Here is a 22,801-nt window from a genome sequence, read left to right as displayed (position 1 = left end):
TGGTCGACGCCTACGCTGCTGCGCGTCACCCCTCATCGAGGTGACACCACCAACTGGAGAGCTGGATGCGGGAGAACCGCCCGTCCAGTTCGGAGGGAGGGGGGGACGAACACAATCGTCTCTCCCTACCCCTATCAGGGGCCGATAGAGCCTGCGATTCGGGATTGGGGACTAGAGATACATGAACCGACGCGAATTCCTCAACACCGTGGGCGGCGTCGCCGTGGCGAGCGGCATGCAGGCGTCCGGTCTCGAGGCGGTCGGGGAACTGCTGCAGACGACGCCGGCCGACAAGCGGCGCGTCGCCGTGCTGCTGGAGCCGGGTTTTCCCTCGATCGATGCGCAGCCAGTTCCCGAGCCGCAGCTTCGCGAGGCTCTCGCTGAATTCGATGCCGCCTGGCTCGGCGTTGACGCGCTCGCCAACCAGCTCACACGCGATCGGTTCGATGTACTGGTGACCCCGTACGGCAGCGCGTTCCCCAAGCACGCGTGGAACGCGATCCGCGCGTTTCTCGCGGCCGGCGGCCATTGGGTCAATCTCGGTGGCGTACCGCTCGCCGTCCCCGTCGTCGGCGGCAGCGGTGCGTGGCGGCCGGAAGTGCGACAGACGGCTTACCACAAGAGCCTCGGCATCACGCAGGCGTTTCCCATCACGATCCCTCCGGCGGTTGAGTGGGAAGTCTCGGCGCGGCATCCGTTCGCGGCCGCGCTTTTGGGGCAGATCTCCACACCAAGCGCCTTCGCGTTCTACGTGCGGTTCAGCGAGACCAGGCAATTTCCCGACGAAGACGGATCAGACGGCCCGCGCGACGCGATGATCGAACCGCTGCTGGCAGCGATGCGGATCGACACCGAGGCCGGCAAGGCGGTGTCCAGATGGCCCATCGCTGCTCCGGTCGTGCTCATCGATCGGGTGCGCGGGGAGCGAGCTGGCGGACGCTGGGTCCTGGTGACCAGCACCGGATCGGTGACGGCCCAACTGATTCGGGCGCTGACGGCCGCTGCGGCCGCCGGATGCCAGCGGCTTCAGGTGCGGCCATCGCTCGCGTGCTACCGCGACCGTGAACCGCTGGTCGTCACCACCGAGCTGGTCCGTCCGGGGATGGGCGTCGAAGCGCCGAATGACGGCACCGTCGCCATCGAGATCGTCGACAGCGGCGGGAAGGTCGTTGCGAATGGAGGCGGCCTCGTGGCCGGTCGCGGCCCGTCGATTGAGCGAACCGACACGTTTGGCGTGTTTCCGCCGGGCATGTACCGCGTTGATGCCCGCCTGACCCGCACGGGACAGTCCGAGCTTCGGGCGTCTTCCGGCTTCTGGGTGGTAGACGAGGCGGCTCTCGCGCGAGGCACGCCGGTCACCGCCGACACCGTCAGCCTGCGCCGTGATGGCAAGCCGTTCCCGGTGACAGGCACCACCTACATGGCGTCCGACGTGCATCGCCGGTTCCTGCTCGAGCCGAATCCCGACGTGTGGGATCGCGACTTCGCGGCGATGCGCCGCGCGGGCGTCAATGTCGTGCGCACCGGGCTGTGGACCGGCTGGACCAGCTACATGCGAGACGATGGCGTGACGAACGAGGCCGCGCTGCGGGCGCTCGATGCCTTTATGCTCACGGCCACGCGTCACGACATCGGCATCGTCTTCACGTTCTTCGCATTCCTGCCGCCGATGTGGGGCGGCAGCAATGCCTATCTCGATCCGCGGGCGGTCGCGGCGCAGAAACGATTCGTCACCGCGATCGTCGGCCGGTACCGCGCGATGACGCATGTGACCTGGGATTTGATCAACGAGCCATCGTTCTGCTCGCCTGACCAGTTGTGGTTGACCCGTCCGAACGGCGACGAACACGAGCGGCGTCGGTGGGCCGCGTGGCTGGCGTCCCGGTATCCGGCGGCCACGCCAGACGAGCGTGAGGCGACCATCCAGCAACTGTGGCGCGGGACCGTAGGTGAAGGTCTGGGACTACCTGAGATCGCGGATTTTACCGACACAAATCTCTTTGGCCATCGCCGGCCACTGAAGGCGGTCGACTACCGCCTGTTCGCACAGGACATGTTCCGCGAATGGGTGGACGAGATGGCGACGGCGATCCGCGCCGCGGGATCGCCTGGACAGCTGATCACGGTGGGCCAGGATGAGGGCGGCACGGGCGAGCGGCCGTCCAACCACTTCTTCGGCCCGTCGGTGGACCTGACGAGCATTCACACGTGGTGGTACAACGACGACCTGCTGTGGGACATGGTCGTCTCGAAACACCCCGCGAAGCCCAACCTCGTCCAGGAAACTGGCGTGATGTTCTACGAGACGGCGGACGGCCGTCCCTGGAGAAGCGAAGAGGAGGTCCGCAATCTGTTCGAGCGCAAACTGGCGCTCGCCATTGGCGTGGGCGGCGCCGGGTACATCAACTGGATCTGGAATACGAATCCCTACATGCCGTCCGATAACGAGGCGGCGATTGGCCTTCTCAGGCCTGATGGTTCGATCAAACCTGAATTCGATGCCTGGCGCGGGATCACGGCGTTTGTCCGCGAAGCGGCGCCCCACCTCGAGGGCCGCGAGCGCGAGCAGGTGCTGCTCGTCATTCCGCAGGCGAATCAGTTCAGCGTGAGGACAAGCGCGATCGAGGCGACCAAGCGAGCCGTGCGTGTCATGCACTACCACTGCCGTGTGCCGATGGCGGCGGTCGGCGAGTTCAATCTCGACACCTGGCCGGTTCCGCCGAAACTCGCCATCCTCCCGTGTCCCCGGATCCTCACCAGGAAGGCGTGGGCGCAGTTACGCGTGTGGCTGGAGCAGGGGACGACGCTGCTGGTGACTGGGCCGTTTGATGAGGACGAGCATTGGATCCCGACCGGGCGGATGCAGGAGATCGGGCTGCCGACCATGGTCCGCCCGGTGATGCCCGAGGAGTTCGTCGCCGGCCAGGCCGGCGAGGTCGGGCTGCACTATCGGGGCGAGAGGCTCCATCGTGTCGAAACGGTGGTAGAGGGCCCGCCGAGCAGCGTCAAGGGCTACCGCGAAGTGGCGATGGGAAAAGGGAAACTGCTCTGGGTCGCGGCGCCGGTCGAGTTGGCGGACAACAGTGAACCGACGGTGACGTTCTACCGCCTTGCTCTGCAGGCCGCGGGCATCACCAGCGTCATTGTCAACACGACTCCGGATGACTCGTCTCTGCTCATCTACCCGGCCAGCTACCGGGATGCCGTGCTCTACACCATCGTGTCCGAAACGCGGAGGGAACCGCAGCGGGTGAGTTTCTGCGACCCGTCCGAGCGGCCCTGTGTCTCCATCAGTTTTGGCGCTGGCCGCGCGGCACTCGTGTTGGTGGATCGGCGCACCCACGCCGTCATCGCCGACTATCCGCACGGATCGGCCGCGAGGTCACTGCAGCCGTGACGTCACGCTTCTTCAAGCTTCGCGCCGGTGGGCGGTTCGAACCGGAGTAGCCGCTACGCCATCTCCTGGTTGATCACGAGCAGCCTGGGCTCGGTCATCTCTTCGATCGTGTAGCGTGGACCTTCGCGGCCCGTGCCCGAGTCCTTGACGCCCCCGTACGGCATGTGGTCGATCCGCCACGTGGGCACATCGTTGACGATGATGCCGCCCGCCTCGATGGTGTCGTAGGCCGCCAGCATGTGCAGAAGATCGTTGGTGAAGACGCCGGCCTGGAGGCCGAAGGTCGACCGGTTGACGGCGGCCATGGCGTCATTGAAGTCGGTGAACCGGTACAAGCCGATGACCGGCGCGAATACTTCCTGCGCGCACACCTTCGACGCTTCGGGAACGTGCTCCAGGATGGTTGGGGCGTAGATCGACCGGCTGATGCGCGACCCGCCCGTCAGCACGCGTGCGCCCTGCGCGACGGCCTCATTGACCCACCCCTCGATCCGATCCACTTCGCTCGCATCGATCATCGGTCCGAGGTCGGTGGCCGGGTCGAGCGGGTTGCCGATAACCAGCGTGGCGAGCTTGTCGACCAACATCTTCGCGAACGTGTCGTAAACGCTCGCGTGCACGAAGACGCGCTGCACCGAGATGCAGCTCTGGCCCGCATAGGCGAACCCGCCCGTGACGACGCGCTGCGCGGCGTACGGCAGGTTGGCGCTGGCATCGACGATGACGCCGGCATTGCCGCCAAGCTCGAGTACGACCTTCTTCTTGCCGGCCCGCGCCTTCATCGCCCAGCCGACCGGCGACGAGCCGGTGAAAGTCAGCAGCTTGAACCGATCGTCAGTCACCAGCCGGTCGCCGAGTTCGCGCGACATCGGCAGGACGCTGAGCGCGCCTTTGGGGAGGCCGGCCTCGTCGAGCGCCGCCGCCAGGAAGAGCGCCGACAGCGGCGTCTTGGAAGCGGGCTTGAGCACCATTGTGTTGCCGGCCGCCACGGCGGGTGCGATCTTGTGCGCCGACAGGTTCAGCGGGAAGTTGAACGGCGAGATCCCCGCGACTGGTCCCAATGGAAAACGGCGCAGGATGGCGATGCGGCCCTTGCCGTGCGCGGCCAGGTCGAGCGGGATGACCTCGCCACCCAGCCGGCGGGCCTCCTCGCTCGCGACGTGGAAGGTCATCGCGGCGCGATCGACTTCGGTGAGCGCGTCCCGGATGGGTTTGCCGGCTTCACCCGCGAGTGCCCGCCCGATCTCATCGCGCCGGCTCGTCAAGACGACCGACGCCTGGGCCAGGATTTCCGCGCGCCGGTACAGTGGCAGGTGACGCATGATGGATGCCGCCTCGACGGCCGCCACCGTCGCACGTTCGACCTCGGATTCCCCGGCAAGCCACGTGGTCGCAACCATCGAGTCGTCGTAAGGGTTGATGACGGCGAGCTGGTGGGAGGACTTGTCCCAAAGGCCTGCCAGGTAGAAGGGGTATTCGTGGGCCATGCTGGCGACTCCAGGGTGCGGGGCGGAGGGGATCCTGAACGTCATTGACGGCGTCTAACCCGGCCTATTCCTGACGGCTCTGAATAGTCCGCCCTTCGGGCTTCGGCTCAGGCGGGACTCAGGACCTTCGCTCAGGATTAGCCCTGAGCAAGGCGCGCGAGCGCCGCGTCGAACGGGCTAACTCGCTGTAAGATAACATGATATGGTGAGTGTCGGCCCGCGCAAAGCGGCGGGGCAGTCGCGTGGCGCGCGTCGGTCACGCTATAATTACAGCAGGTGAATCGACTATCGACAGGGAGCCCCATATGGTGAACGTTTCGACATCGGCCGCCACCAAGATCAACGAGTTGCTGGCCGAAGAGCAGAAGGTACAGAGCGGCCTTCGCGTGTTCGTGCAGGGAGGCGGCTGCTCCGGGTTTCAGTACGGTCTGATGATCGAAGACAGTCCGGGACCGAGCGACCAGTCCTTCGAGTCGAACGGCGTGAAGCTGTTCATCGATCCGATCAGCGCCCGATACCTCACGGGCGCGGAAGTGGATTTCGTCGACAGCGTGACGGGCGGCGGGTTTACCATCCGCAACCCCAACGCGAAGTCGACCTGCGGGTGCGGATCGTCGTTCAGGACGGAATAGATCTGACGCCCGGCTGATGAAGCCGGACGTCGGCCCATCATCTCAGGGCGGGCACGTTCGATGTCAACACCAGCTGATCTCGTCGTGCCGGACGTCGCCAGCCTCGCCCCGCCAGGCGGGAAGCGCTCGACCAAGCGCGAGCGGATCCTCGGGGTCTTTCTCAAGCACGAAGGCCATCTCTCCGCCGACGACCTGGTGGATCTGATCCGCCGGGAGGACGCGCGCATCAGCCGGGCGACCGTCTACCGAACGCTGCAGTGGATGGTGGATGCCGGCATCGCGCGCAAAGTGGATTTCGGCGAAGGCCGGTTCCGGTTTGAACACTCGTATCGGCATCCGCGCCACTTCCATCTCATCTGCAAGACCTGCAATCGATCGCTCGAGTTCCTCAGTTCCGACATCGAAGCGCTGATTGAGGAAGTGGCGGTCGCCCGGAATTTTTCGGCCCGCCAGAGCGTGCTGCAGATCTACGGCACCTGCGATGAGTGCCGCACGGGCAAACCCGCCGTGGCCGATGGCGACACGAGCGAGATGGTGTTTGCCCGCGACGCACTGCGCATCGCGATCGCCACCGAGCGCAGCGGCCTCGAGTTCTACACGCGGGCCGCGAGGATGACGAGAGACGCGCGCGGCCGGCGGGTGTTCCAGAAACTGGCCGACGAAGAGCGCGACCATCTGTCCGCGCTCGAGTCGCGCTATCAGATACTGCTTCAGCAGGATCCGCAACTCGAGTCGCGGCCGACGTTCCTGTTCTTCAAGGGAGCCGCCAACGGGTTGTTCGCGGCGGCGGCCGAAGAAGTGGCGCGGGGCGTGGACGATCGACAGGCGCTCAAGATCGGCATCCGATGCGAGCGGACATCGCACCGCTTCTTCAAGCGATACGGCGAGCGATTCGAGGATTCGACCGGCAAGCAGATCTTCCTGGAGTTCGCCGACGAGGAACGCGGGCACCTCGATCTCCTGCTTCGCGAGTACATCGCCCTGACCAAGCGCGAGAGCCAGGCCCGCGCAGCGCGACGCGCCCGCTCCGCCCGACGTCGGGCGTAATCCGTGCTGACACCAGACGCATCCCCGACTCCGGGTCGCCCGTCTCCATTGATCGATCTGCACCTCCATACGACGGCCTCCGACGGCGTGGATGCGCCCGAGGCCCTCGTGGCGAACTGCGCGGCGGCCGGCCTGTCGGTCATCGCCGTCACCGACCACGACACGATCGACGCGGTCCCTGCCGTCGAAGCGGCCGCACGAGATTCGGGGCTTCGCTTCGTGCCCGGCATCGAGATCACGGCGGTGTGGCAGCAGAAGGACGTGCACGTGCTGGGGTACTTTCTCGACCATCGCGCGCCGGCCCTGATGGCGTTTCTGACGGACCAGCGAAAGGACCGCATCCGGCGCGCGCGGGTGATCGGTCGGCGGTTGGCGGCGATGGGCGTGCCGATCGATATCGAGCAGGTGATTGCATCCGCCGGCGGAAAACCCGTGTCGCGGCCGTTCATCGCGCGGGCGCTTGTCGACGCGGGCCATGTCAAGAATTGGCGGGAAGCCTTTGAGCGATACCTCGGCGAGGGGTGCCCGGCGTTTGCGCCTCGGGCCGGCGTGACCATCGAGGACGCCATTCAGATCATCAAGAAGTCCGGGGGCCTCGCGTCGCTCGCGCATCCGGGCCTCACCCGGATCGACGACATCATCGCCGACCTGGGCCACGCCGGACTTGGCGCGATCGAGGTCTACCACCCCGATCATGCCGACGCCGACACCAATCGCTATCTGGCGCTGGCTCGCCGGTTGGATCTCGGCATCACTGGCGGATCCGACTATCACGGTGACCAGTCGCACCACCCGGGCGGTCTCGGCCGCTTCGTCGTGCCCGGTGACGATTTCGACGACCTGTGCCGCCGGGCCGGGCGTCGCCCCTCCTGGTAAGCAGCGATGAGTGCGCGGGAACCCGTCATCCGGATTGCCGGGCTGGAAAAACAGTTCGGCGGCCTGAGGCCGCTGCGGATCGCGAACCTCTCGCTTCGTGCGGACCAACGCGTGGCCATCACCGGCATCGATGGTCCCGGCGCGGAGGTACTCGTCAACCTGGTCACCGGTGCGACGTTGCCCGATGCCGGAAACATCACGGTGTTCGGGCAGGCGACATCAGCGATTGTGAACGCTGACGACTGGTTGGCCACACTCGACCGATTCGGGCTCGTGTCGTCGCGGGCCGTGCTGGTTGACGATCTCAGCCTGGGGGCCAACATCGCGACGGCCTTCACGCTGTCGATTGATCCGATTCCGGATCGCGTGCTCGACGATGTGCGCCGACTGGCGGCGGAGGTGGACCTGCCCGCCGATCGGTTCGACGCGCGGGTTGGCGATCTGGATGCGGCCTTCCGGGCGCGATGCCATCTGGCTCGAGCCCTCGCATCAGGTCCGCGCGTGCTCGTGCTGGAACATGCCAACGTGCTGGCCGCGGATCACGCACTCGCATTCGGCCGCGTGATTGCGCGCGTGGCGCGGAGTCGGCGCCTCCCGCTGCTCGCCCTGACTGCCGATCAGGGGTTCGCGCGGGTTGTCGCCGGACGCGTGCTCAGGCTCGATCCGGCAACCGGTCAACTGCTCGCCGACTCCCGATGGCGGCGATGGCTGAGTGCTTCGACTCGCCAGTACCGTTGCGTATTCTAACGAGGCGATTCGGTGAAGAATGATCGCTCAGCACGAAGCCCTGAGTGCATAGATTCGTTGCCGGATTCATGAATCGAAGGGCTAAGAGGCCACACACCGTGAAACTGCTGCTGTTCGATGTCGACGGGACCCTGGTGCTGACCGGTGGCGCTGGCGTGCGCGCCATGAACCGGGCGTTTGAAGCGGTCTTTGGCATTCCCGACGCATTCCGTGGGGTGCCGATGGCGGGACGGACCGATCCGGCGATTCTGTCGGATGCCCTGGCGAAGTTCGGCGTTGAGCCATCCGCGGGTCACCTCGCCGATTTCACGACGGCCTACTTCGCGCGGCTCAAGCAAGAGGTTGATGCGCCAGTGCCGACGCCCATCGATGGCACGTCCCGCCGCTCTTTCAAAGGCGCGCTGCCCGGTGTCCCCGAGTTGATCGGTCGCCTGGCGGTCATTGAGACGGTGCATCTCGGGTTGTTGACGGGGAACTATCGGGACGGTGCCAGGATCAAGCTGGCCTACTTTGATCTCTGGCGCCATTTCCGGTGTGGAGCGTACGGGGGGGATGCCAACCTCCGGCACGAACTGGTGCCAGTCGCGATGGCGCGTGCCGCCGAGGCGGGCTGCCCCAAGGGGGGATTGTCCGACGTGATCATCATTGGCGACACGACGCTCGACGTCGACGCCGCGCGGAAGGCCGGCGTCAACTGTGTCGCCGTCGCGACCGGCGGCTCCGACCAGGCGGCGCTCCGAGCGGCCGGCGCCGACATCGTGTTCGAGAATCTGCTGGACACCGACGCCGTCGTGCGCGTTTTGACGCGGTAGGCCGCGAGACCGGCGCATCAGGCCTCCCGCTATTGGTCGGGGCGCTGCAGCCTGAGCCCGAACTTCCAGATGGCGAGCGCGCCAAGCAGGGCCGTGGGCACGACTTCCGCCAGATGGAGGATGACGGCGAAGCTCATCGCGACTTCCGGCGTCTCGCCAAATAACCTGAGCGCCCCGGCCGCCGCCAGTTCGAACGTCCCGACATTGCCGGGCGTGCCCACCACAGCGATGCTGAGATTGATGATGAGCAGGCTCATGGCCGCCCGCATCATCGGCCAGTCGAGGCCGAACGCCTGGAGCATCACCCACACGACCGCCACGCGGGTACACCATGAACAGACGGCCCAGGCGAGGGCCTGCGCCAGGATGCGCCGCTGCCTCAACGCGTTCAGACCGCGAACAAACGACTCGACGTGCGGCCCGAACCCACCGGCCCCGTTGGCCTTGCGGCGGCGCCGAAGGTGCCGCCACCAGGCTGCCACGAGCGCCAGGAACAGAAACGCCCCGCCGACCGCGATCAACAACGTGCGCGGACTTGGCAGCTTGACGCCAACCACCGGGCCGACGATGGGCGGGATGACAATCAGCAGGATGACGAGGGCCGCCAGATCGACCAGGCGATCCAGCACGACGGTTGACGCCACGGTGCTGATCGGCGCCTTGGCCAGTCGCGCCACGGCCCACGCCCGTGCCGCCTCTCCCAGTTTGAACGGCAGGACGACGTTGCCAACCGTGCCGACGAGCATGGCCCAGAATGTCGTACTCGCGCCCACGACGACATCGCTTGCGCCCAGCACCGTTCGCCACCGCAGCCCTTCGACCCAACTGTTGGCGATGTTGACGATGGCCGTCGCGACCACCCACGGCCAGATCACGCGAGCCCATGTTGAGATCACGGCCTGCCAGTCGAGACGGTACAGGATCACGGCCATCACCGTGAGGGCGATGACCAGTGCCATGAGGCTGGCTCGGGCTTTCATCGAGCAGGCTCCCCGGCGATCAACTGGCCAACCGTCGCGAAGAGATAGCCGCGCCGGTGGGCCTCGTCAATGATGCCGGGCAGGGCGTCGATAACCTGGCTCGCGTCCGCGTGCCACTCCGAGCCGCGGCCGTCGTGCAGCAGGATGATGCATCCATTCGCGAGGCGGTCGACGACACGCTGGCGGATCGCGTCCGCCCCAGGGCGGTCCGTGTCGTACACGCCCAGCGTCCACGCGACTGGCTCGCAGCCTTCCTGGCGCGCGATCGAATCAACCCACGGATTTCGCCAGCCATGCGGAGCCCGGAACAGGCGTGGGCGCACGCCGCAGATCTTCTCGATGATGTCGGATGCCGCGCGAATCGTCGACCGGATGTGACCTGGTCCCCGCAATGGAAGCACGGCATGGTCAACCGTGTGGTTGCCGAGCTCGTGGCCGTCGGCCACGATGCGGCGCACGGCCTCCGGATAGCGTTCGGCATTGGTCCCGAGCAGAAAGAACGTCGCCTTCACGTTGGCCTGCCGGAGCACGTCGAGCACGCGCGACGTGTAGGGTTCGTTTGGTCCGTCATCAAAGGTCAACGAGACGACCGCGCGATGGGCCGGTCCCTGCCACCAGATGCGTCCGAACACCGGTGCCCGCCGCTCGAGCATGGCGTACAGCACGACGGCATCGACGACGAGAAAGGCCGCGATCCATCGGCCCACACCACACACGGGGAAAAGCGAGAAGGCTCGCGCCAGGCGGCTGACCACAAGCGCCGCCCCGACGTGCGCCAGCGTGACGAGGCCGATGACGCGGTAGATCATCGGCGGCCGTCTGCAAGGGCTCTCAGGGCTTCTCGAGGACGGCTCAGGATCTCCTCGTAGAAGGATACTAACTGCTCCGCGATCTTCGGCCACGCATAGTGCGCCGCCTTTGCGAGCCCGGCCCGGCCCATCCTCGCGCGGAGGTCCTTGTCGGCCAGCAACGTCAGAATCGCGTCGGCGAATGTCTGCGGGTCGCCATGCGGCACCAGGACCCCTTCTTCGGGACCCAGCAGGTCGCGATAGCCGTCGTTCTCAGTGGCGACAATCGGCGTGCCAGACGCCATGGCCTCGAGTAGCGTCATGCCGAACGACGCCTTGCTGATGGGCGCGCAGTAGATGTCGGCGGTCCGATAGTACGACGCCCGCTCGGCGAGCACCGGCCCGACAAAATCGACGTCGTGCGCGTACTCCCGCGGCACCATCAGTTCATACTCCGCGCGCCGCGGGCCGTCGCCGACAACGACGAGGCGGACCTGCGGTTGCTGGCGCTTGACGATATCGAAGGCCTGAAGCATCAGGTCCAATCCGGTGCGCGGCTCGAGCCTGCTCAGAAACAACAGATTCAGCTTGCCATCGTCGTACTTCGACAGCGTCGGGGCGTCCGGCGAGAACGCGTCGAGGTCGATGCCGTTCGGGATGATCCGGGCGTTCATCCGGAAGTACGGCTCGAGCGCGCGCAGACAGCTTTGCGACACCGCGATCTGCCCATCGAGCTTGTCGATGAAGTAGCGCTGGGCCACGTGCCGCAGGGCCCAGTAGAACAGGCTGTGGTCGAAGTAGCTGTGAAACGTCGCCACCCTGTGGCACGGCGTCGCGAGGATCCCGATCAGCGGCAGGGTCGGGACGAGGGGGGAGTGGACGTGCACGATGTCGAACCGCTCCCTCAGCATCACCGCACGCATGTCCGTCCATAGGTTCTTGAAGCCCAGTGTCACATTGGTCACCGAGCCGTTCCAGTGCGCGCCCCAACTGCGCCCGATCCGCACGATCGTGAACGGGCTCTTATCCGGCCAGTACTCGGCGTTGCCCTCGCGCCGGATCTGGTTCGAGGTGATGATCCACACCTCGTGGCCCATGCGGAGCAACTGCAGGCCCGTATTGTGGACGTGCTCGCTGATTCCCCCGAGGAGCGGATAGTAGTACTCAGTGACGATGCAGATCTTCATAGGGCGCGCGACATCGAGATCGACTGGGCACGTTCAGTGTTCGAGACAGTCTCGGGGATTCTACCGGAAGAAACCCGGGTGCGTCACGAGATCGGCCGGCCGGGACGATACGGTGCGTAGCGGGGTTCCCACTGCGCCTTCGCGACCACCGATGCGATCTTCTGATCATCCATGAGCCGCCCCAGCCCGGCGTCGCGCGCCTCGATGGCCACAGCTTTCGCCACCTCGCGCGATACGGCGCGAATATCGTCCATCGGCGGCAGCAGGCAGCCCTGCTGTTCCTGCGCCGGCGTCACCATGGCGGAGAGCGCCCGGCTGGCCGCGAAAAACATCGCGTGGGTCACCTTGGGCGATTTCGCGACCAGCGCACCAAGACCCACGCCCGGGAAGATGTAGAGGTTGTTGCACTGTGACGTCGTGATGGTCCGGCCATTCCACGAACTTTCGGGGAATGGGCTGCCCGTCGCGATCAGGCCTCGTCCATCCGTGGCGCGGGCCACGTCGTCCGGCGTGCATTCCGACTTGCTCGTCGGGTTGGAGAGCACCAGCACGAGTGGCCGCTGCTCCTTCCGGGCGATCGCCGACAGGATGTCGTGGCTGAAGAGGCCGGGTTGGGCCGTCACGCCGACCAGCACACTGGGATTCGCATTGGTGACCACGTCGAGCAGATCGATGCGGTCCTGGGAGCGGAGCGTCCATCCGGCGACCGTCTCGCGACCTTGGGCGAAGGGCTGTTGCCACTTCGAGAGGCCCGGCGTGTCCCGCATCAACAAGCCCGGCATGTCGATGGCGAAGATGCGCCGCCGGATTTCTTCGTCGTTCAGTCCCGAGGACCGCATCAGCGCGCGGATGTTCATACTGATGCCGACACCGGCCTGACCCATGCCGGCAATCACGAATCGCTCGTCACTGATGCGGCTGTTCTTGATGCGCATGGCCGTCATGATCGTCGCAATCGCCACGGCGCCGGTGCCCTGGATGTCGTCGTCGAACGAAAGAATGCGCTCCTGGTAGCGCTCGAGCAGGGTGAACGCCTTGTGTTTCGCGAAGTCTTCCCACTGGAGCAGGGCCTCCGGCAAGTTGCGCTTCACGCCGAGGACGAACTTCTCGATGAAGTCCCAGTACTGGTCGCCATCGAGCCGCGGGTGCTTCCACCCGAGATAGAGCGGGTCCTTCAGGAGTGCTTCATTATTGGTGCCCACGTCGAGGCAGACGGGGAGGCAGCAGGCCGGATGCAGGCCCCCGGCGGCCACGTAGAGCTTGACCTTGCCGACCGGGATGCCCATGCCGTCGGACCCCAGATCGCCCAGCCCCAGGATCCGCTCGCCGTCGGTGACGACGATCAGGTTGACGCTCGGCAGTGAGATGCTCTGCAGCATCTGATCGATGCGCCCGACGCTGTCGGGGCTGATGTAGACGCCGCGGTACCGCCGCGTGATCTTGCTCAGCTGCAGGCAGGCCTGGCCGACCGTCGGCGTATAGACGATGGGGACCATCTCGGCGAGGTTGTTGACCAGCAGGCGATAGAACAGTACCTCGTTCCGATCCATCAGGCCCTGGAGGTAGATGTACTTCTCGAGGTCGTCCTCGGGCTTCCGGCGGTACGCATCGAGCGTGCGCTGTTCCTGCAGGTCGAGATCGGAGACGCCGGACCGGAGCAGGCCCACCAGATCGAGCGCGATCCGTTCCTCTTCGGTGAACGACGACGCCTTGTTGAGCAGGGGATCGCTGAGCAGTTGCTGGCCGCGCAGGAAGACCTCCCAGTATTCCTCGTTGGTCAGCGGATCGACCTTGATCACAAACGTCTTCATCGTGCGCCTTTCGACGAATCGGGGCGACATCATCTCAGCCGGGGAGTGGTGTCGACGGGCGTTGGCCAGTCGGTCTCGCGGCGGGTGCCGGCGGCTCGGGGAGCGGCAGCCCATGCCCATCGTGTGTCCAGGCCGATCGCCGTGTCAAGAACCGGGGCGGCTGGCCGTCCCGGTGGGCTCCTTTGTTCGATCCACTCGAGATGGGATAATCTATAGAGGGCCATCCTTCGGCTGGGGGCTTGTATACCAGCCGACACAACCTCTTAACGTCCCCCGACGGATGCGTTCATTGCTCATCACGTTCAAGGTGAGGCCACGGTCATGATCAAGATCAGCGACGAAGATGTGTTTGAGTATCACGAGAAACCCAGGCCGGGAAAACTCGAGGTCGTGACCTCGAAACCCTGTCTGACCCAGCGCGACCTGTCCCTCGCGTACACACCCTGGGTGGCGCGCCCCTGCCTGGAGATCGAGAAGGATCCAGAGGCGGCCTACCGCTTCACCGGGAAGGGCAATCTGGTGGCTGTCGTGTCGAACGGCACGGCGGTGCTGGGCCTGGGCGACATCGGCGCGATGGCCGGCAAGCCGGTCATGGAAGGCAAGGGCGTCCTGTTCAAGAGGTTCGCGGGCGTTGACGTGTTCGACCTTGAGGTCGACACGCACGACCCCGACGAAATCATCAGGATCGTCAAGGCCCTCGAGCCGACCTTCGGCGGCATCAACCTCGAGGACATCAAGGCGCCCGAGTGCTTCTACATTGAGGAAGCGCTCAAGAAGATCATGAACATCCCGGTGTTCCATGACGATCAGCACGGAACGGCCATTATCTCTGGTGCGGCGCTGGTCAATGCGCTCGAGGTGGTCAACAAGAAGATCGACCAGGTGAGGGTGGTGTTCACGGGCGCGGGCGCGGCCGGCATCGCGTGCGCCGAGATGTACCTGAACCTCGGCGTCAAGAAGGAAAACATCCTCTTCATCGACACCGTCGGCGTGATCTGGGCCGGCCGCACGGAGAAGATGAACCCCTACAAGCAGCGATTCGCGGTCGACACCAAGGCCCGCACGCTGGCGGAGGCCATGAAGGGCGCCGATGTGTTTGTCGGCGTGTCGGCGAAAGACCTTCTCACGCCAGACATGCTGAAGACGATGGCGGCGAATCCGATCGTGTTTGCGATGGCGAACCCCGATCCGGAAATCACGTACCCGCTGGCGGTGGCGACCCGCAAGGACGTCATCATGGCCACCGGCCGGTCCGACTATCCGAACCAGGTCAACAACGTCCTCGGCTTCCCGTTCATCTTCCGCGGCGCGCTCGACGTGCGCGCCACGGCGATCAACAACGAGATGAAGATGGCGGCGGCGCGCGCCCTGGCCGCGCTGGCGAAGGAAGACGTGCCCGAAGTCGTGTTAAAGGCGTACGGCGTCGACGCGATGTCGTTCGGCCGCGATTACCTCATTCCGAAGCCGTTCGATCCGCGCGTCCTGACCTGGGAGGCGTCCGCCGTGGCCAAGGCCGCCTGCGACACGGGCGTGGCGCGCAAGCCCATCACGGATTGGGACGCGTACCGCGAATCGCTCGAACGGATACTGGGGCCGTCGCGCAAGATCATGCACTTCGTGACGCGCAAGGCGCGCACCGACAAACCGCGCAAGCTCGTGTTCCCGGAAGGCGAGCACGATTCGATCATCCGCGCCGCGCGCGACATCATCGATCAGCACATCGCGATGCCGGTGCTGCTGGGCCGGAAGACCGAGATCCTCGCGAGGGCGCATCGGCTGGGCATCGAACAGGTCGACTTCGAAATCGTCGACGTGCCCAACGAGAAGAACGAGCAGGCCTACGCCGAATCGCTGTACCGGCTGCGCCAGCGCAAGGGCGTGACGCTGCCGGCTGCGCTCGACCTGGTCCGCGATCCCACCATCTACGGCCTGATGATGGTGCAGGCCGGTGATGCCGACGGCTTCGTGGGCGGCATGTACAAGGCGTATCCCGAGACGATCCGGCCGGCCATCCAGATCGTAGGCCTCAAGCCGGGGGTGTCGCGCGTATCGGCCGCGCATTTGCTGGTGCTGAAGAACCGCATTTTCTTCTGCGCCGACACGATGGTCAACATCCAGCCGACCGCGGAGGAACTGGCGGAGATCGCGGGTCTCGCCGCCGATCTGGCACGCACCTTCGACACCGACCCGAAGATCGCCATGCTGGCGTTTTCGAGCTTCGGATCGGTGCCGCACCCGATCTCCAAGAAGGTGGCCGACGCCGTCGACATCGTCCGCAAGAAGTTCCCGGAGCTGGTCGTTGACGGGGAGATGCACCTCGATACGGCCGTCGTCGAGGAGATTGTGGAGAAGAACTACCCGCACTCGCGCATCAAGGGCGACGCCAACGTGCTCGTGTTCCCGGATCTGACGTCGGGCAACATCGGCTACAAGCTGGTGCAGCGCCTGGGGAACGCGGATGCGATCGGGCCGATCCTGATGGGCATGAAGAAGCCCGTCAACGTGCTCCAACACGGCATGACCGTCGCCGAAATCGTGAATCTGGCTGCGATTACCGCGGTGTCGGCCGATTTGCAGGCGTCGGTCGACCGCGTGGTGCCCGCGCCGGTCGGCGCGCAGTAGGGCAACGGTGTGGGGGCGCGGCACGCCGCGTTCCCACACCCATTTTTTTGTCCGTTTTTCAGGGCGGCGTCGGGTATATTATCCAACGGATGGTCGCTACCCGGGGAGACGGGCGCGGCCCGTTGCCCCCCGCGGAATCCGCCCGACGGCCCCCGGCGGTTCCCGCGCGACTGTATCGCCCGTCACGCCCCCCTGGCAGCACGGAATACCGGCCTAATCTTGCGCACCCTCGCTCCTCATTCTTGTGGTGCGCCCCCGCCGAAAGCGGGTTACAGGAGGACTCGTATGTCGAAGTTACAGGCAAGACTGGCGCAGCAAATCCCGGGTCTGCGCGAGACGGTCAAGAAGCTCACCAAGGAGAGCGGGGCCGTCAAGATCTCCGAGTGCACGATTGAACAGGCGTACGGTGGCATGCGCGGCGTGAAGTCGCTCGTGTGCGACACGTCGGAAGTCCCGCCGGACAAGGGGCTCATCATCCGCGGCATTCCCGTGTCGCAGTTGACCGAACAGCTGCCGGAAGAGACGCTGTGGCTGTTGATGACCGGCGAGAAGCCCAAGGCCGACGAACTGGCCGATCTGCAGGCCGACCTGCGCGCCCGCGCCAAGGTGCCCGACTACATCTGGGCGGTGCTCGCGGCGATGCCGGCCGATTCACACCCGATGGTGATGCTGAACACCGCCATCCTCGTCATGGAGAAAGAATCCGTCTTCCGCCAGCGCTACGACGCAGGCATGAAGAAGGACGAGTACTGGGTGGCCACGCTCGAAGACGCGCTCAAGATCATCGCCGTCCTGCCGGAAATCGCGGCTGGCGTGTACCGCATGCGCTTCGGCAAGGGCCCGCGCATTGCCTCGAATCCCAAGCTCGACTGGGCGGCCGGCTACACCGCGATGCTCGGCATCCCGGATCCCACCGGGAACTTCGCGAAACTGATGCGCCTCTACATGGTGCTGCACTCCGATCACGAGAGCGGCAACGTGAGCGCGATGACGACGGCTACCGTGAATTCGGCGCTGTCGGATCTCTACTACTCGCTGTCGGCCGGGTTGAACGGCCTGGCGGGCCCGCTGCACGGGCTGGCGAACCAGGAATGCCTGGCGTGGGTGCTCGACACCAACAAGAAATTCGGCGGCAAGCCGACCAAGGCACAGATCAAGGCGTACGCGGAAGAGACGCTGGCGGCCGGCCGCGTGATTCCGGGTTACGGGCACGCGGTGCTGCGCATCACCGATCCGCGCTTCGACGCGTTCCTGGCGTTCGGCAAGAAGTACATGGCTGACGACCCGGTGTTCCAGACCGTGTCGAACGTGTTCGACACGGTGCCGGATATCCTCAAGACCATCCAGAAGATCAAGGATCCGTGGCCCAACGTGGACGCCGGGTCTGGCGGGCTGCTCTATCATTACGGCCTGACCGAGTTCGCGTACTACACCGTGCTCTTCAGCGTGTCGCGCGCGCTCGGCGTGTGCTCGCAGGCGGTGGTGGCGCGGGCGATGGGCCTGCCGATCACGCGGCCCAAGTCGGTGACGACGAAGTGGCTCGAGGGCGAAGCCGCCAAGGCTGCGGCGGTAAAGGCCTAGGTCTCCCCGCACAGATGGCGCAATCCCGACGGCCGGATCCACCCTCGCGGGCGGGTCCGGCCGTCGTCTGTTCCCGCTAGCCGTTCCTGCCCGGACTGTCGCACATGGGTGCCAGTGACGATATAATCACCTACGGGTATCACAGACGGACCCGGCGCAGAAAGGACTGCAGACCGCATGTCAGATGCTGGTGAGGGACTAGTCGACGCAAGCTCGCGGCTCGAAGAGCGGATGGAAGAGATCCAGGAAAGCCGCCGCCTGGCCAGGCAGGGAGGCCCGCGCCTCGATCCCGAGCGCGTTCGGGAGATCGAGTCGCTGCGCCTGGCCAAGACCGACATGGAACGGCAGCTGGCCATCATCGTACACGAGACGCGGCGCCAGCAACTGGTACACGCGCTCGCCGAGATCAACCGCCGCCTCAGCGACCTCCAGCAGACGGCATAGGCTGGGTTCATGGCACTCGAACAGACACAAATCCTCCAGGCGCTCTCATCCGTCAAAGACCCCGATCTCCACAAGGACATCGTCAAACTCGGCTTCGTGAAGGACGTCTCGATCGACGGCGGGCGCGTGGCATTCACCATTGAACTCACCACGCCCGCCTGTCCGGTCAAGGAGCAGATGAAAGAGCAGGCCCGGGTGGCCGTGATGCAGATCCCGGGCGTCACCCACGTCGATATCAGGATGACCGCGCAGGTGCGTGCCGCCGTGTCGCCGGACCTGAGCAAGGAGCCCGTTCCCGGCGTCAAGAACGTGATCGCCGTGGGGGCAGGCAAGGGTGGTGTCGGCAAGACCACCGTGGCGGTGAATCTGGCGCTGGCGCTCGCGAAGACCGGCAGCCGCGTCGGCATGATCGACGGCGACATCTACGGGCCGAACGTGCCGATCATGCTGGGCCTCAAGTCGCAACTCGGGACCGACGGCGAGAAGATCGTGCCTGTCGAGAAATACGATCTGCAGGTCGTGTCGATGGGCTTCCTCGCGACCGACGATGCGCCGGTGATCTGGCGTGGTCCGATGCTGCATGGCGTCATCCGCCAGTTCTTCCGCGAGGTGCGGTGGAACAACCTCGACTACCTCGTGATCGATCTGCCACCGGGCACCGGCGACGTCGTGCTCAGCCTGAGCCAAACGGTGTTCGTGGCTGGTGCGATTGTCGTGACCACGCCTCAGCAGGTATCGCTGGCTGATACCAGGCGTGCGATCGCGATGTACCAGAAGCTGACCATCCCGATTCTCGGCCTCATCGAAAACATGAGCCACTTCGTGTGCCCGTCGTGCCGCCACCAGAGTGACATCTTCGGCAGCGGAGGAGGAGAGAGACTGGCCGAGGAGATGCAGGTACCGTTCCTGGGCCGCGTCCCGATTTCAGAGCCGCTGCGCGTGGGGGGCGACACGGGCGTGCCGATCATCCTGAGCGATCCGACCTCGGCCGCAGCCGTTGCGTTCATCGCGGCTGCCGAGCGCACCGCCGCGCAGGTCTCGATCCAGAGCTTCCGCAAGCCGCCGCTCATTCCGCTGCGCCAGGTTAACTAGGGTTTCGGTGTGACCTGCGACGCGGCGCCTTCGGGGCGCCGCGTCGATGCCTTCCTACCGGCGGCCAAACGTCACGGCCACGCTGCCGGTGACGCCTCGCATATCGTTGTCCAGGCCATAGGCGCCGGATATGAACCGGTAGCCCACCCCTGCGTCGAGCCATACACTGCGGCTGATGCGGATACAGAGGTTCGCTTCCGGCTCCGCGATGAAGAAGTCGTTCCCCACGTACCAGGCGCGCACAAGCGAATCGCCCGGCGGCTGCGGGTAGATCTGGTGCATCCGGCCGTCCATGCCAAGCGGCACTGGCCCACCGACCCAGGTCATCGTCGACCATCCGCCGCCAACGAGGCCCGAGATGCGCAGGTCGATCGGGCCGTCGCCCCTCAAGTACCAGCCAGCGACCGCACCGACGTACCCCATCTCGAACCCGCGGCGGCTGTTCGCGAGCCAGTAGCCGCCGGCCCCAAGGAAGAGCCGGTTATCCATTAGGAGGCCTGCTGTTGCGCCAGCAAACGTCGCCGACCGGTGATTGACCTTCCCGAATCTCACTTCGGGAGCGACGACAAACGCGTGGCGAACGGGCACCACCGTCATCGGCCCGGCTGGCTGCGGATCGGCGGGCCGCCGCTGATCATCGTCGGCCGCTGAGGATCCCAGCGGAACGAATCTTTCAGCGGTTCGCACGCCCGCCAGCGGGGCCACCTGCGAAGCCAGCGTCGGCCCCGTCGGGACATCGGTCGCGGTTTGAGCGGCCGTGGATGCGGCCGCCAGGAGGACGAGCAGCAGCGAGGCTGGCAGACTTGCACGAAGGCAGATGGTCTTCATATGGATCTCCTCCTCACTGGCCGTCCTGGCCAGACAAACTCACATTCAACGTTGTGGTCTCGCCGGTTCGAATCTGCACATCCGTCTTGAATGTCCGGAACCCGTCCTTCCGGATTTCGACGTGATGCACGCCAACCGGCAGGTGCACGACCAGGCGATCGGCTCCCTGCGAGCTTTGCCACGCCTCGCCATCGATGAAGATCTGAGCGCCAGCCGGCTGCACCTTGATCGCGAGCTGCGCGTAGTCGGGCGCCTCACCGACCGCTCCAGGCGGGGTCGCCTGCGCGGGCAGCAGCGGTTCTTCCGGCTGTGGCGGAGGTGCGGGCCGACGAGGCGGGGCACGACGACTTGGCGGCCCTGGCTGATAGGGCTGCGGAGGTCCATCGCGACGCGCGCGGGGAGCCTGAGACTCTGGCGGCGGCACGGGTCTGGGGTCCTGTGATTCACCCGCCGCGAGAGGCACCATCTGGTAGCGCAGCTTCAACGAGTTGCCACGTTGCACATGGACTTCCTGCGTGACGGTTCGATATCCCTGGCACCACAACGCGATCGAATGGTTGCCGGCAGACACGTCGAGGCTCTGGAAGAATCCGTCGAAATCGTCGACGATCCCCGCGAAGTAGCCATCAACGAAGACGTCCGCGTTCTTCGGCTTGATCTCGAGCTTGAGGGAGCCGCTCTGACCGTCGTCCCCGGGGTACCCGTACGACCCGTACCAATAGGGTCCATACCAGTAGGGTCCGTAGCCGAACGGATACCACCAGCGCGAATACCCCCACGAGAAGTTGTCATAGTAGGGAGCACCCCGGTACATCCCAATCCCGACGAACGGACGCCCCGAATGTGGACGCGCGACGACGCGCCCGCCGCCGCGGCGCTGAGCGTCCGCGGTGACCGGCGCGAGCACCATGAAGCTGCCGATCAAGGCGGCCGCAAGAAAGACGTTCTTGAGTCGCATATTCACTCTCCTTTGACGCTGGCAATCCCAGCAATTTATGCAATGTCGGTACCTCTTGCCCACCGGAATGATGTGGCCGGAACACGATGAAATGCAGGGTCTTTCAGCCAGCCTGGCTGCCACAGGTGTGGTCGTTTTGGGACCGGCTGTCGCCGATGGGTGACGCCGGGGTGGTCGCGCCAGCGGCTGCGTGCACGACTGCGGCGGGTTGACTTGCCAGGGGCCCTCCACTACCGTTCCTTCGGAGGGACGCGTTGTCATCTTCGCGGGTGGATAAGCCTCAAGGTCCGGCGCCTGGAGCGCCAGCGCACGACTCCGGCGACCGAGCGCAGCCAGGACAGTCCTACAAGGTCGACGAAGTGCTGGCGATGTACGGATCGATCCGCGAGGAGTTCCTCCGCGAACTCCAGAAGCACCACATCATCCGGATTGCGACCGATGCCTCGGGTGAGCGGTCGATCCTGTTCCAGGATCTGGTGGTGGTGCGTCGGCTCCATGGGGAGCTCCAGCGGGGAGCCTCGTTTAGAGCTGTGCTTCGGGCCATCAAGACCACTCGCGCCGGGCAACTCGCCCTGGATTTTCGGAAAGACGCCAGCCCGGGACAGGTAGTTCTGCTCAATCAGCCGCCGGTGGTGGTGCAGGCCCGTGCCAGGTTGGAGCGCGCCGGGGTCGCCTCGGCGGAACCCGCGTCAGTCGATCCCACTCTGGCCGAGCAGTATTTCCGTCTGGCATCGACGCTCGATGACGGGACCATCGAAAACCAGGAGAAGGCTGCAGGCGCGTATCGGAGAGCGCTCGAGTCAGACCCACGTCTGGTGCCCGCGATCATCAATCTGGCCAACATCCACTACGCGTGCGATGAATTGATTGAGGCGCAGGCGCTCTACGAACACGCCATCGGCATCGATCCCGAGGTGTTCGAGGGGTATTTCAACCTGGGCAACATCCATCACGATCTTGGGCGGTTTGGCGAAGCCGAGGGCTACTATCAGCGCGCCCTGTCGATCAGCCCGGGCTACCCGGAAGTGCACCTCTATCTGGCGGTCGTGCTCGAGAAGACCGAACGCCAAGCCGATGCCCGCATCCATTGGCAGAGCTACCGCAATCTCGCGCCGGACGGCGAATGGGCCGAACTCGCGCGCGAATTCTCCGAAACACCGTAGAGACGTGATTTATTGTTCGTGTCTTGGATTCCGGCTTTCGCCGGAATGACGATGGAAGAACATCGTACGGGCGCGATTCATCGTGCGGACGGACGCATCCCTTAGCTGCATGGGGTGCTGGGATTCAGTTGGGACAGGCGTAGAGGCGCGATTCATCCGCCTTCGCGCAAAGCTTCGGCGGACCGCCGTAGCCTTGGCGGAGGTGGTCGCGCCCTGGTTAGTAGTAGTACCGATCTTCCGGCGTCTGCGGTGGACGTTTGCGCGGCGTACGGCGAACCTTGTAGCAGGCGCAGTCCGGACACCAGGCTTCCGGATCGAACCCGGTCGTCCCGGCCATGGGCTGGACGTC

The 22,801-nt window shown here is 65.3% G+C and carries 18 protein-coding genes; 11 read left to right on the top strand and 7 right to left on the bottom strand.

The features are described from left to right. Positions 1 to 181: 181 nt before the first annotated feature. Complete coding sequence (locus tag NT151_07205; GenBank protein ID MCX6538702.1) at positions 182 to 3,397, top strand: cellulase family glycosylhydrolase; 3,216 nt, start codon at positions 182 to 184, stop codon at positions 3,395 to 3,397. Between the two features lie 53 nt (positions 3,398 to 3,450). Here the strand turns inward: NT151_07205 and NT151_07200 are convergent, their stop codons facing one another. Beyond that, entirely contained in the window at positions 3,451 to 4,884 is a 1,434-nt protein-coding gene (locus tag NT151_07200) for an aldehyde dehydrogenase family protein (protein ID MCX6538701.1), read from the bottom strand. Between the two features lie 305 nt (positions 4,885 to 5,189). Between NT151_07200 and erpA the strand changes: the two genes are divergently transcribed. From erpA to NT151_07175, 5 genes are all read left to right on the top strand, one after another. Then, positions 5,190 to 5,516 (top strand): iron-sulfur cluster insertion protein ErpA, encoded by a 327-nt coding sequence (gene erpA / locus NT151_07195; GenBank protein ID MCX6538700.1) that lies wholly within the window; start codon positions 5,190 to 5,192, stop codon positions 5,514 to 5,516. A gap of 60 nt (positions 5,517 to 5,576) precedes the next feature. After that, positions 5,577 to 6,563: a transcriptional repressor gene (locus tag NT151_07190; GenBank protein ID MCX6538699.1), complete on the top strand. Its 987-nt coding sequence runs from the start codon at positions 5,577 to 5,579 to the stop codon at positions 6,561 to 6,563. 3 nt (positions 6,564 to 6,566) lie between these two features. Further along, positions 6,567 to 7,439 carry a PHP domain-containing protein gene (locus tag NT151_07185; protein MCX6538698.1) on the top strand — a complete coding sequence of 291 codons (873 nt, stop codon included), beginning with the start codon at positions 6,567 to 6,569 and terminating at the stop codon, positions 7,437 to 7,439. Positions 7,440 to 7,445: 6 nt separating this feature from the next. Next, positions 7,446 to 8,186 carry an ATP-binding cassette domain-containing protein gene (locus NT151_07180; GenBank protein MCX6538697.1) on the top strand — a complete coding sequence of 247 codons (741 nt, stop codon included), beginning with the start codon at positions 7,446 to 7,448 and terminating at the stop codon, positions 8,184 to 8,186. A gap of 98 nt (positions 8,187 to 8,284) precedes the next feature. Then, the gene (locus NT151_07175) at positions 8,285 to 8,998 is read left to right on the top strand and encodes an HAD hydrolase-like protein (GenBank protein ID MCX6538696.1); all 714 of its coding nucleotides are present in this window, start codon (positions 8,285 to 8,287) and stop codon (positions 8,996 to 8,998) included. A 29-nt stretch (positions 8,999 to 9,027) separates the two neighbouring features. Here NT151_07175 and NT151_07170 read toward each other — a convergent pair whose 3' ends face one another. From NT151_07170 to NT151_07155, 4 genes are all read right to left on the bottom strand, one after another. After that, positions 9,028 to 9,978: a lysylphosphatidylglycerol synthase transmembrane domain-containing protein gene (locus NT151_07170; GenBank protein ID MCX6538695.1), complete on the bottom strand. Its 951-nt coding sequence runs from the start codon at positions 9,976 to 9,978 to the stop codon at positions 9,028 to 9,030. Further along, positions 9,975 to 10,787 carry a polysaccharide deacetylase family protein gene (locus NT151_07165; GenBank protein ID MCX6538694.1) on the bottom strand — a complete coding sequence of 271 codons (813 nt, stop codon included), beginning with the start codon at positions 10,785 to 10,787 and terminating at the stop codon, positions 9,975 to 9,977. The genes NT151_07170 and NT151_07165 overlap by 4 nt, the downstream gene beginning before the upstream one ends. Continuing rightward, a complete protein-coding gene (locus tag NT151_07160; GenBank protein MCX6538693.1) occupies positions 10,784 to 11,953 on the bottom strand; it encodes a glycosyltransferase family 4 protein in 1,170 nt (389 codons plus the stop codon). Before NT151_07160 ends, NT151_07165 begins: the two co-directional genes overlap by 4 nt. A gap of 83 nt (positions 11,954 to 12,036) precedes the next feature. After that, on the bottom strand, positions 12,037 to 13,764 hold the full coding sequence (locus tag NT151_07155) for an NAD-dependent malic enzyme (GenBank protein MCX6538692.1): 1,728 nt from the start codon (positions 13,762 to 13,764) through the stop codon (positions 12,037 to 12,039). 321 nt (positions 13,765 to 14,085) lie between these two features. Here NT151_07155 and NT151_07150 point away from each other — a divergent pair, with 321 nt between their 5' ends. The 4 genes from NT151_07150 to NT151_07135 all read left to right on the top strand — a co-directional run bounded on the left by NT151_07150 (position 14,086) and on the right by NT151_07135 (position 19,503). After that, the gene (locus NT151_07150) at positions 14,086 to 16,386 is read left to right on the top strand and encodes an NADP-dependent malic enzyme (protein MCX6538691.1); all 2,301 of its coding nucleotides are present in this window, start codon (positions 14,086 to 14,088) and stop codon (positions 16,384 to 16,386) included. Between the two features lie 285 nt (positions 16,387 to 16,671). Then, positions 16,672 to 17,967, top strand: coding sequence for a citrate (Si)-synthase (locus NT151_07145; protein MCX6538690.1), 1,296 nt, complete (start codon positions 16,672 to 16,674; stop codon positions 17,965 to 17,967). Positions 17,968 to 18,144: 177 nt separating this feature from the next. Further along, entirely contained in the window at positions 18,145 to 18,411 is a 267-nt protein-coding gene (locus NT151_07140; GenBank protein ID MCX6538689.1) for a hypothetical protein, read from the top strand. Between the two features lie 9 nt (positions 18,412 to 18,420). Continuing rightward, complete coding sequence (locus NT151_07135; protein MCX6538688.1) at positions 18,421 to 19,503, top strand: Mrp/NBP35 family ATP-binding protein; 1,083 nt, start codon at positions 18,421 to 18,423, stop codon at positions 19,501 to 19,503. A 54-nt stretch (positions 19,504 to 19,557) separates the two neighbouring features. Here the strand turns inward: NT151_07135 and NT151_07130 are convergent, their stop codons facing one another. Beyond that, positions 19,558 to 20,331, bottom strand: a complete 774-nt coding sequence (locus tag NT151_07130; GenBank protein MCX6538687.1) for a hypothetical protein — start codon at positions 20,329 to 20,331, stop codon at positions 19,558 to 19,560. 13 nt (positions 20,332 to 20,344) lie between these two features. Further along, positions 20,345 to 21,289, bottom strand: a complete 945-nt coding sequence (locus tag NT151_07125) for a PEGA domain-containing protein (protein ID MCX6538686.1) — start codon at positions 21,287 to 21,289, stop codon at positions 20,345 to 20,347. Between the two features lie 254 nt (positions 21,290 to 21,543). On the opposite strand from NT151_07125, the gene NT151_07120 reads away from it, so the two are divergent. Further along, positions 21,544 to 22,452 (top strand): tetratricopeptide repeat protein, encoded by a 909-nt coding sequence (locus tag NT151_07120; protein MCX6538685.1) that lies wholly within the window; start codon positions 21,544 to 21,546, stop codon positions 22,450 to 22,452. Positions 22,453 to 22,801 lie beyond the last annotated feature (349 nt).

The sequence above is a fragment of the Acidobacteriota bacterium genome (genome assembly GCA_026393675.1).
Lineage (GTDB): Bacteria > Acidobacteriota > Vicinamibacteria > Vicinamibacterales > JAKQTR01 > JBAXOX01.
Note: the sequence above shows the minus strand (reverse complement) of the source record. Positions and strands in the feature narration are given on the sequence as shown.

What these genes read in the sequence shown, in the direction of transcription:
- NT151_07190 (MCX6538699.1), top strand. Translation starts at nt 5,577, where the DNA reads ATGTCAACACCAGCTGATCTCGTCGTGCCGGACGTCGCCAGCCTCGCC.
- NT151_07180 (MCX6538697.1), top strand. Translation starts at nt 7,446, where the DNA reads ATGAGTGCGCGGGAACCCGTCATCCGGATTGCCGGGCTGGAAAAACAG.
- NT151_07200 (MCX6538701.1), bottom strand. Translation starts at nt 4,884, where the DNA reads ATGGCCCACGAATACCCCTTCTACCTGGCAGGCCTTTGGGACAAGTCC.
- NT151_07170 (MCX6538695.1), bottom strand. Translation starts at nt 9,978, where the DNA reads ATGAAAGCCCGAGCCAGCCTCATGGCACTGGTCATCGCCCTCACGGTG.
- NT151_07165 (MCX6538694.1), bottom strand. Translation starts at nt 10,787, where the DNA reads ATGATCTACCGCGTCATCGGCCTCGTCACGCTGGCGCACGTCGGGGCG.
- NT151_07125 (MCX6538686.1), bottom strand. Translation starts at nt 21,289, where the DNA reads ATGCGACTCAAGAACGTCTTTCTTGCGGCCGCCTTGATCGGCAGCTTC.
- erpA (MCX6538700.1), top strand. Translation starts at nt 5,190, where the DNA reads ATGGTGAACGTTTCGACATCGGCCGCCACCAAGATCAACGAGTTGCTG.
- NT151_07205 (MCX6538702.1), top strand. Translation starts at nt 182, where the DNA reads ATGAACCGACGCGAATTCCTCAACACCGTGGGCGGCGTCGCCGTGGCG.
- NT151_07135 (MCX6538688.1), top strand. Translation starts at nt 18,421, where the DNA reads ATGGCACTCGAACAGACACAAATCCTCCAGGCGCTCTCATCCGTCAAA.
- NT151_07140 (MCX6538689.1), top strand. Translation starts at nt 18,145, where the DNA reads ATGTCAGATGCTGGTGAGGGACTAGTCGACGCAAGCTCGCGGCTCGAA.
- NT151_07160 (MCX6538693.1), bottom strand. Translation starts at nt 11,953, where the DNA reads ATGAAGATCTGCATCGTCACTGAGTACTACTATCCGCTCCTCGGGGGA.
- NT151_07130 (MCX6538687.1), bottom strand. Translation starts at nt 20,331, where the DNA reads ATGAAGACCATCTGCCTTCGTGCAAGTCTGCCAGCCTCGCTGCTGCTC.
- NT151_07150 (MCX6538691.1), top strand. Translation starts at nt 14,086, where the DNA reads ATGATCAAGATCAGCGACGAAGATGTGTTTGAGTATCACGAGAAACCC.
- NT151_07145 (MCX6538690.1), top strand. Translation starts at nt 16,672, where the DNA reads ATGTCGAAGTTACAGGCAAGACTGGCGCAGCAAATCCCGGGTCTGCGC.
- NT151_07155 (MCX6538692.1), bottom strand. Translation starts at nt 13,764, where the DNA reads ATGAAGACGTTTGTGATCAAGGTCGATCCGCTGACCAACGAGGAATAC.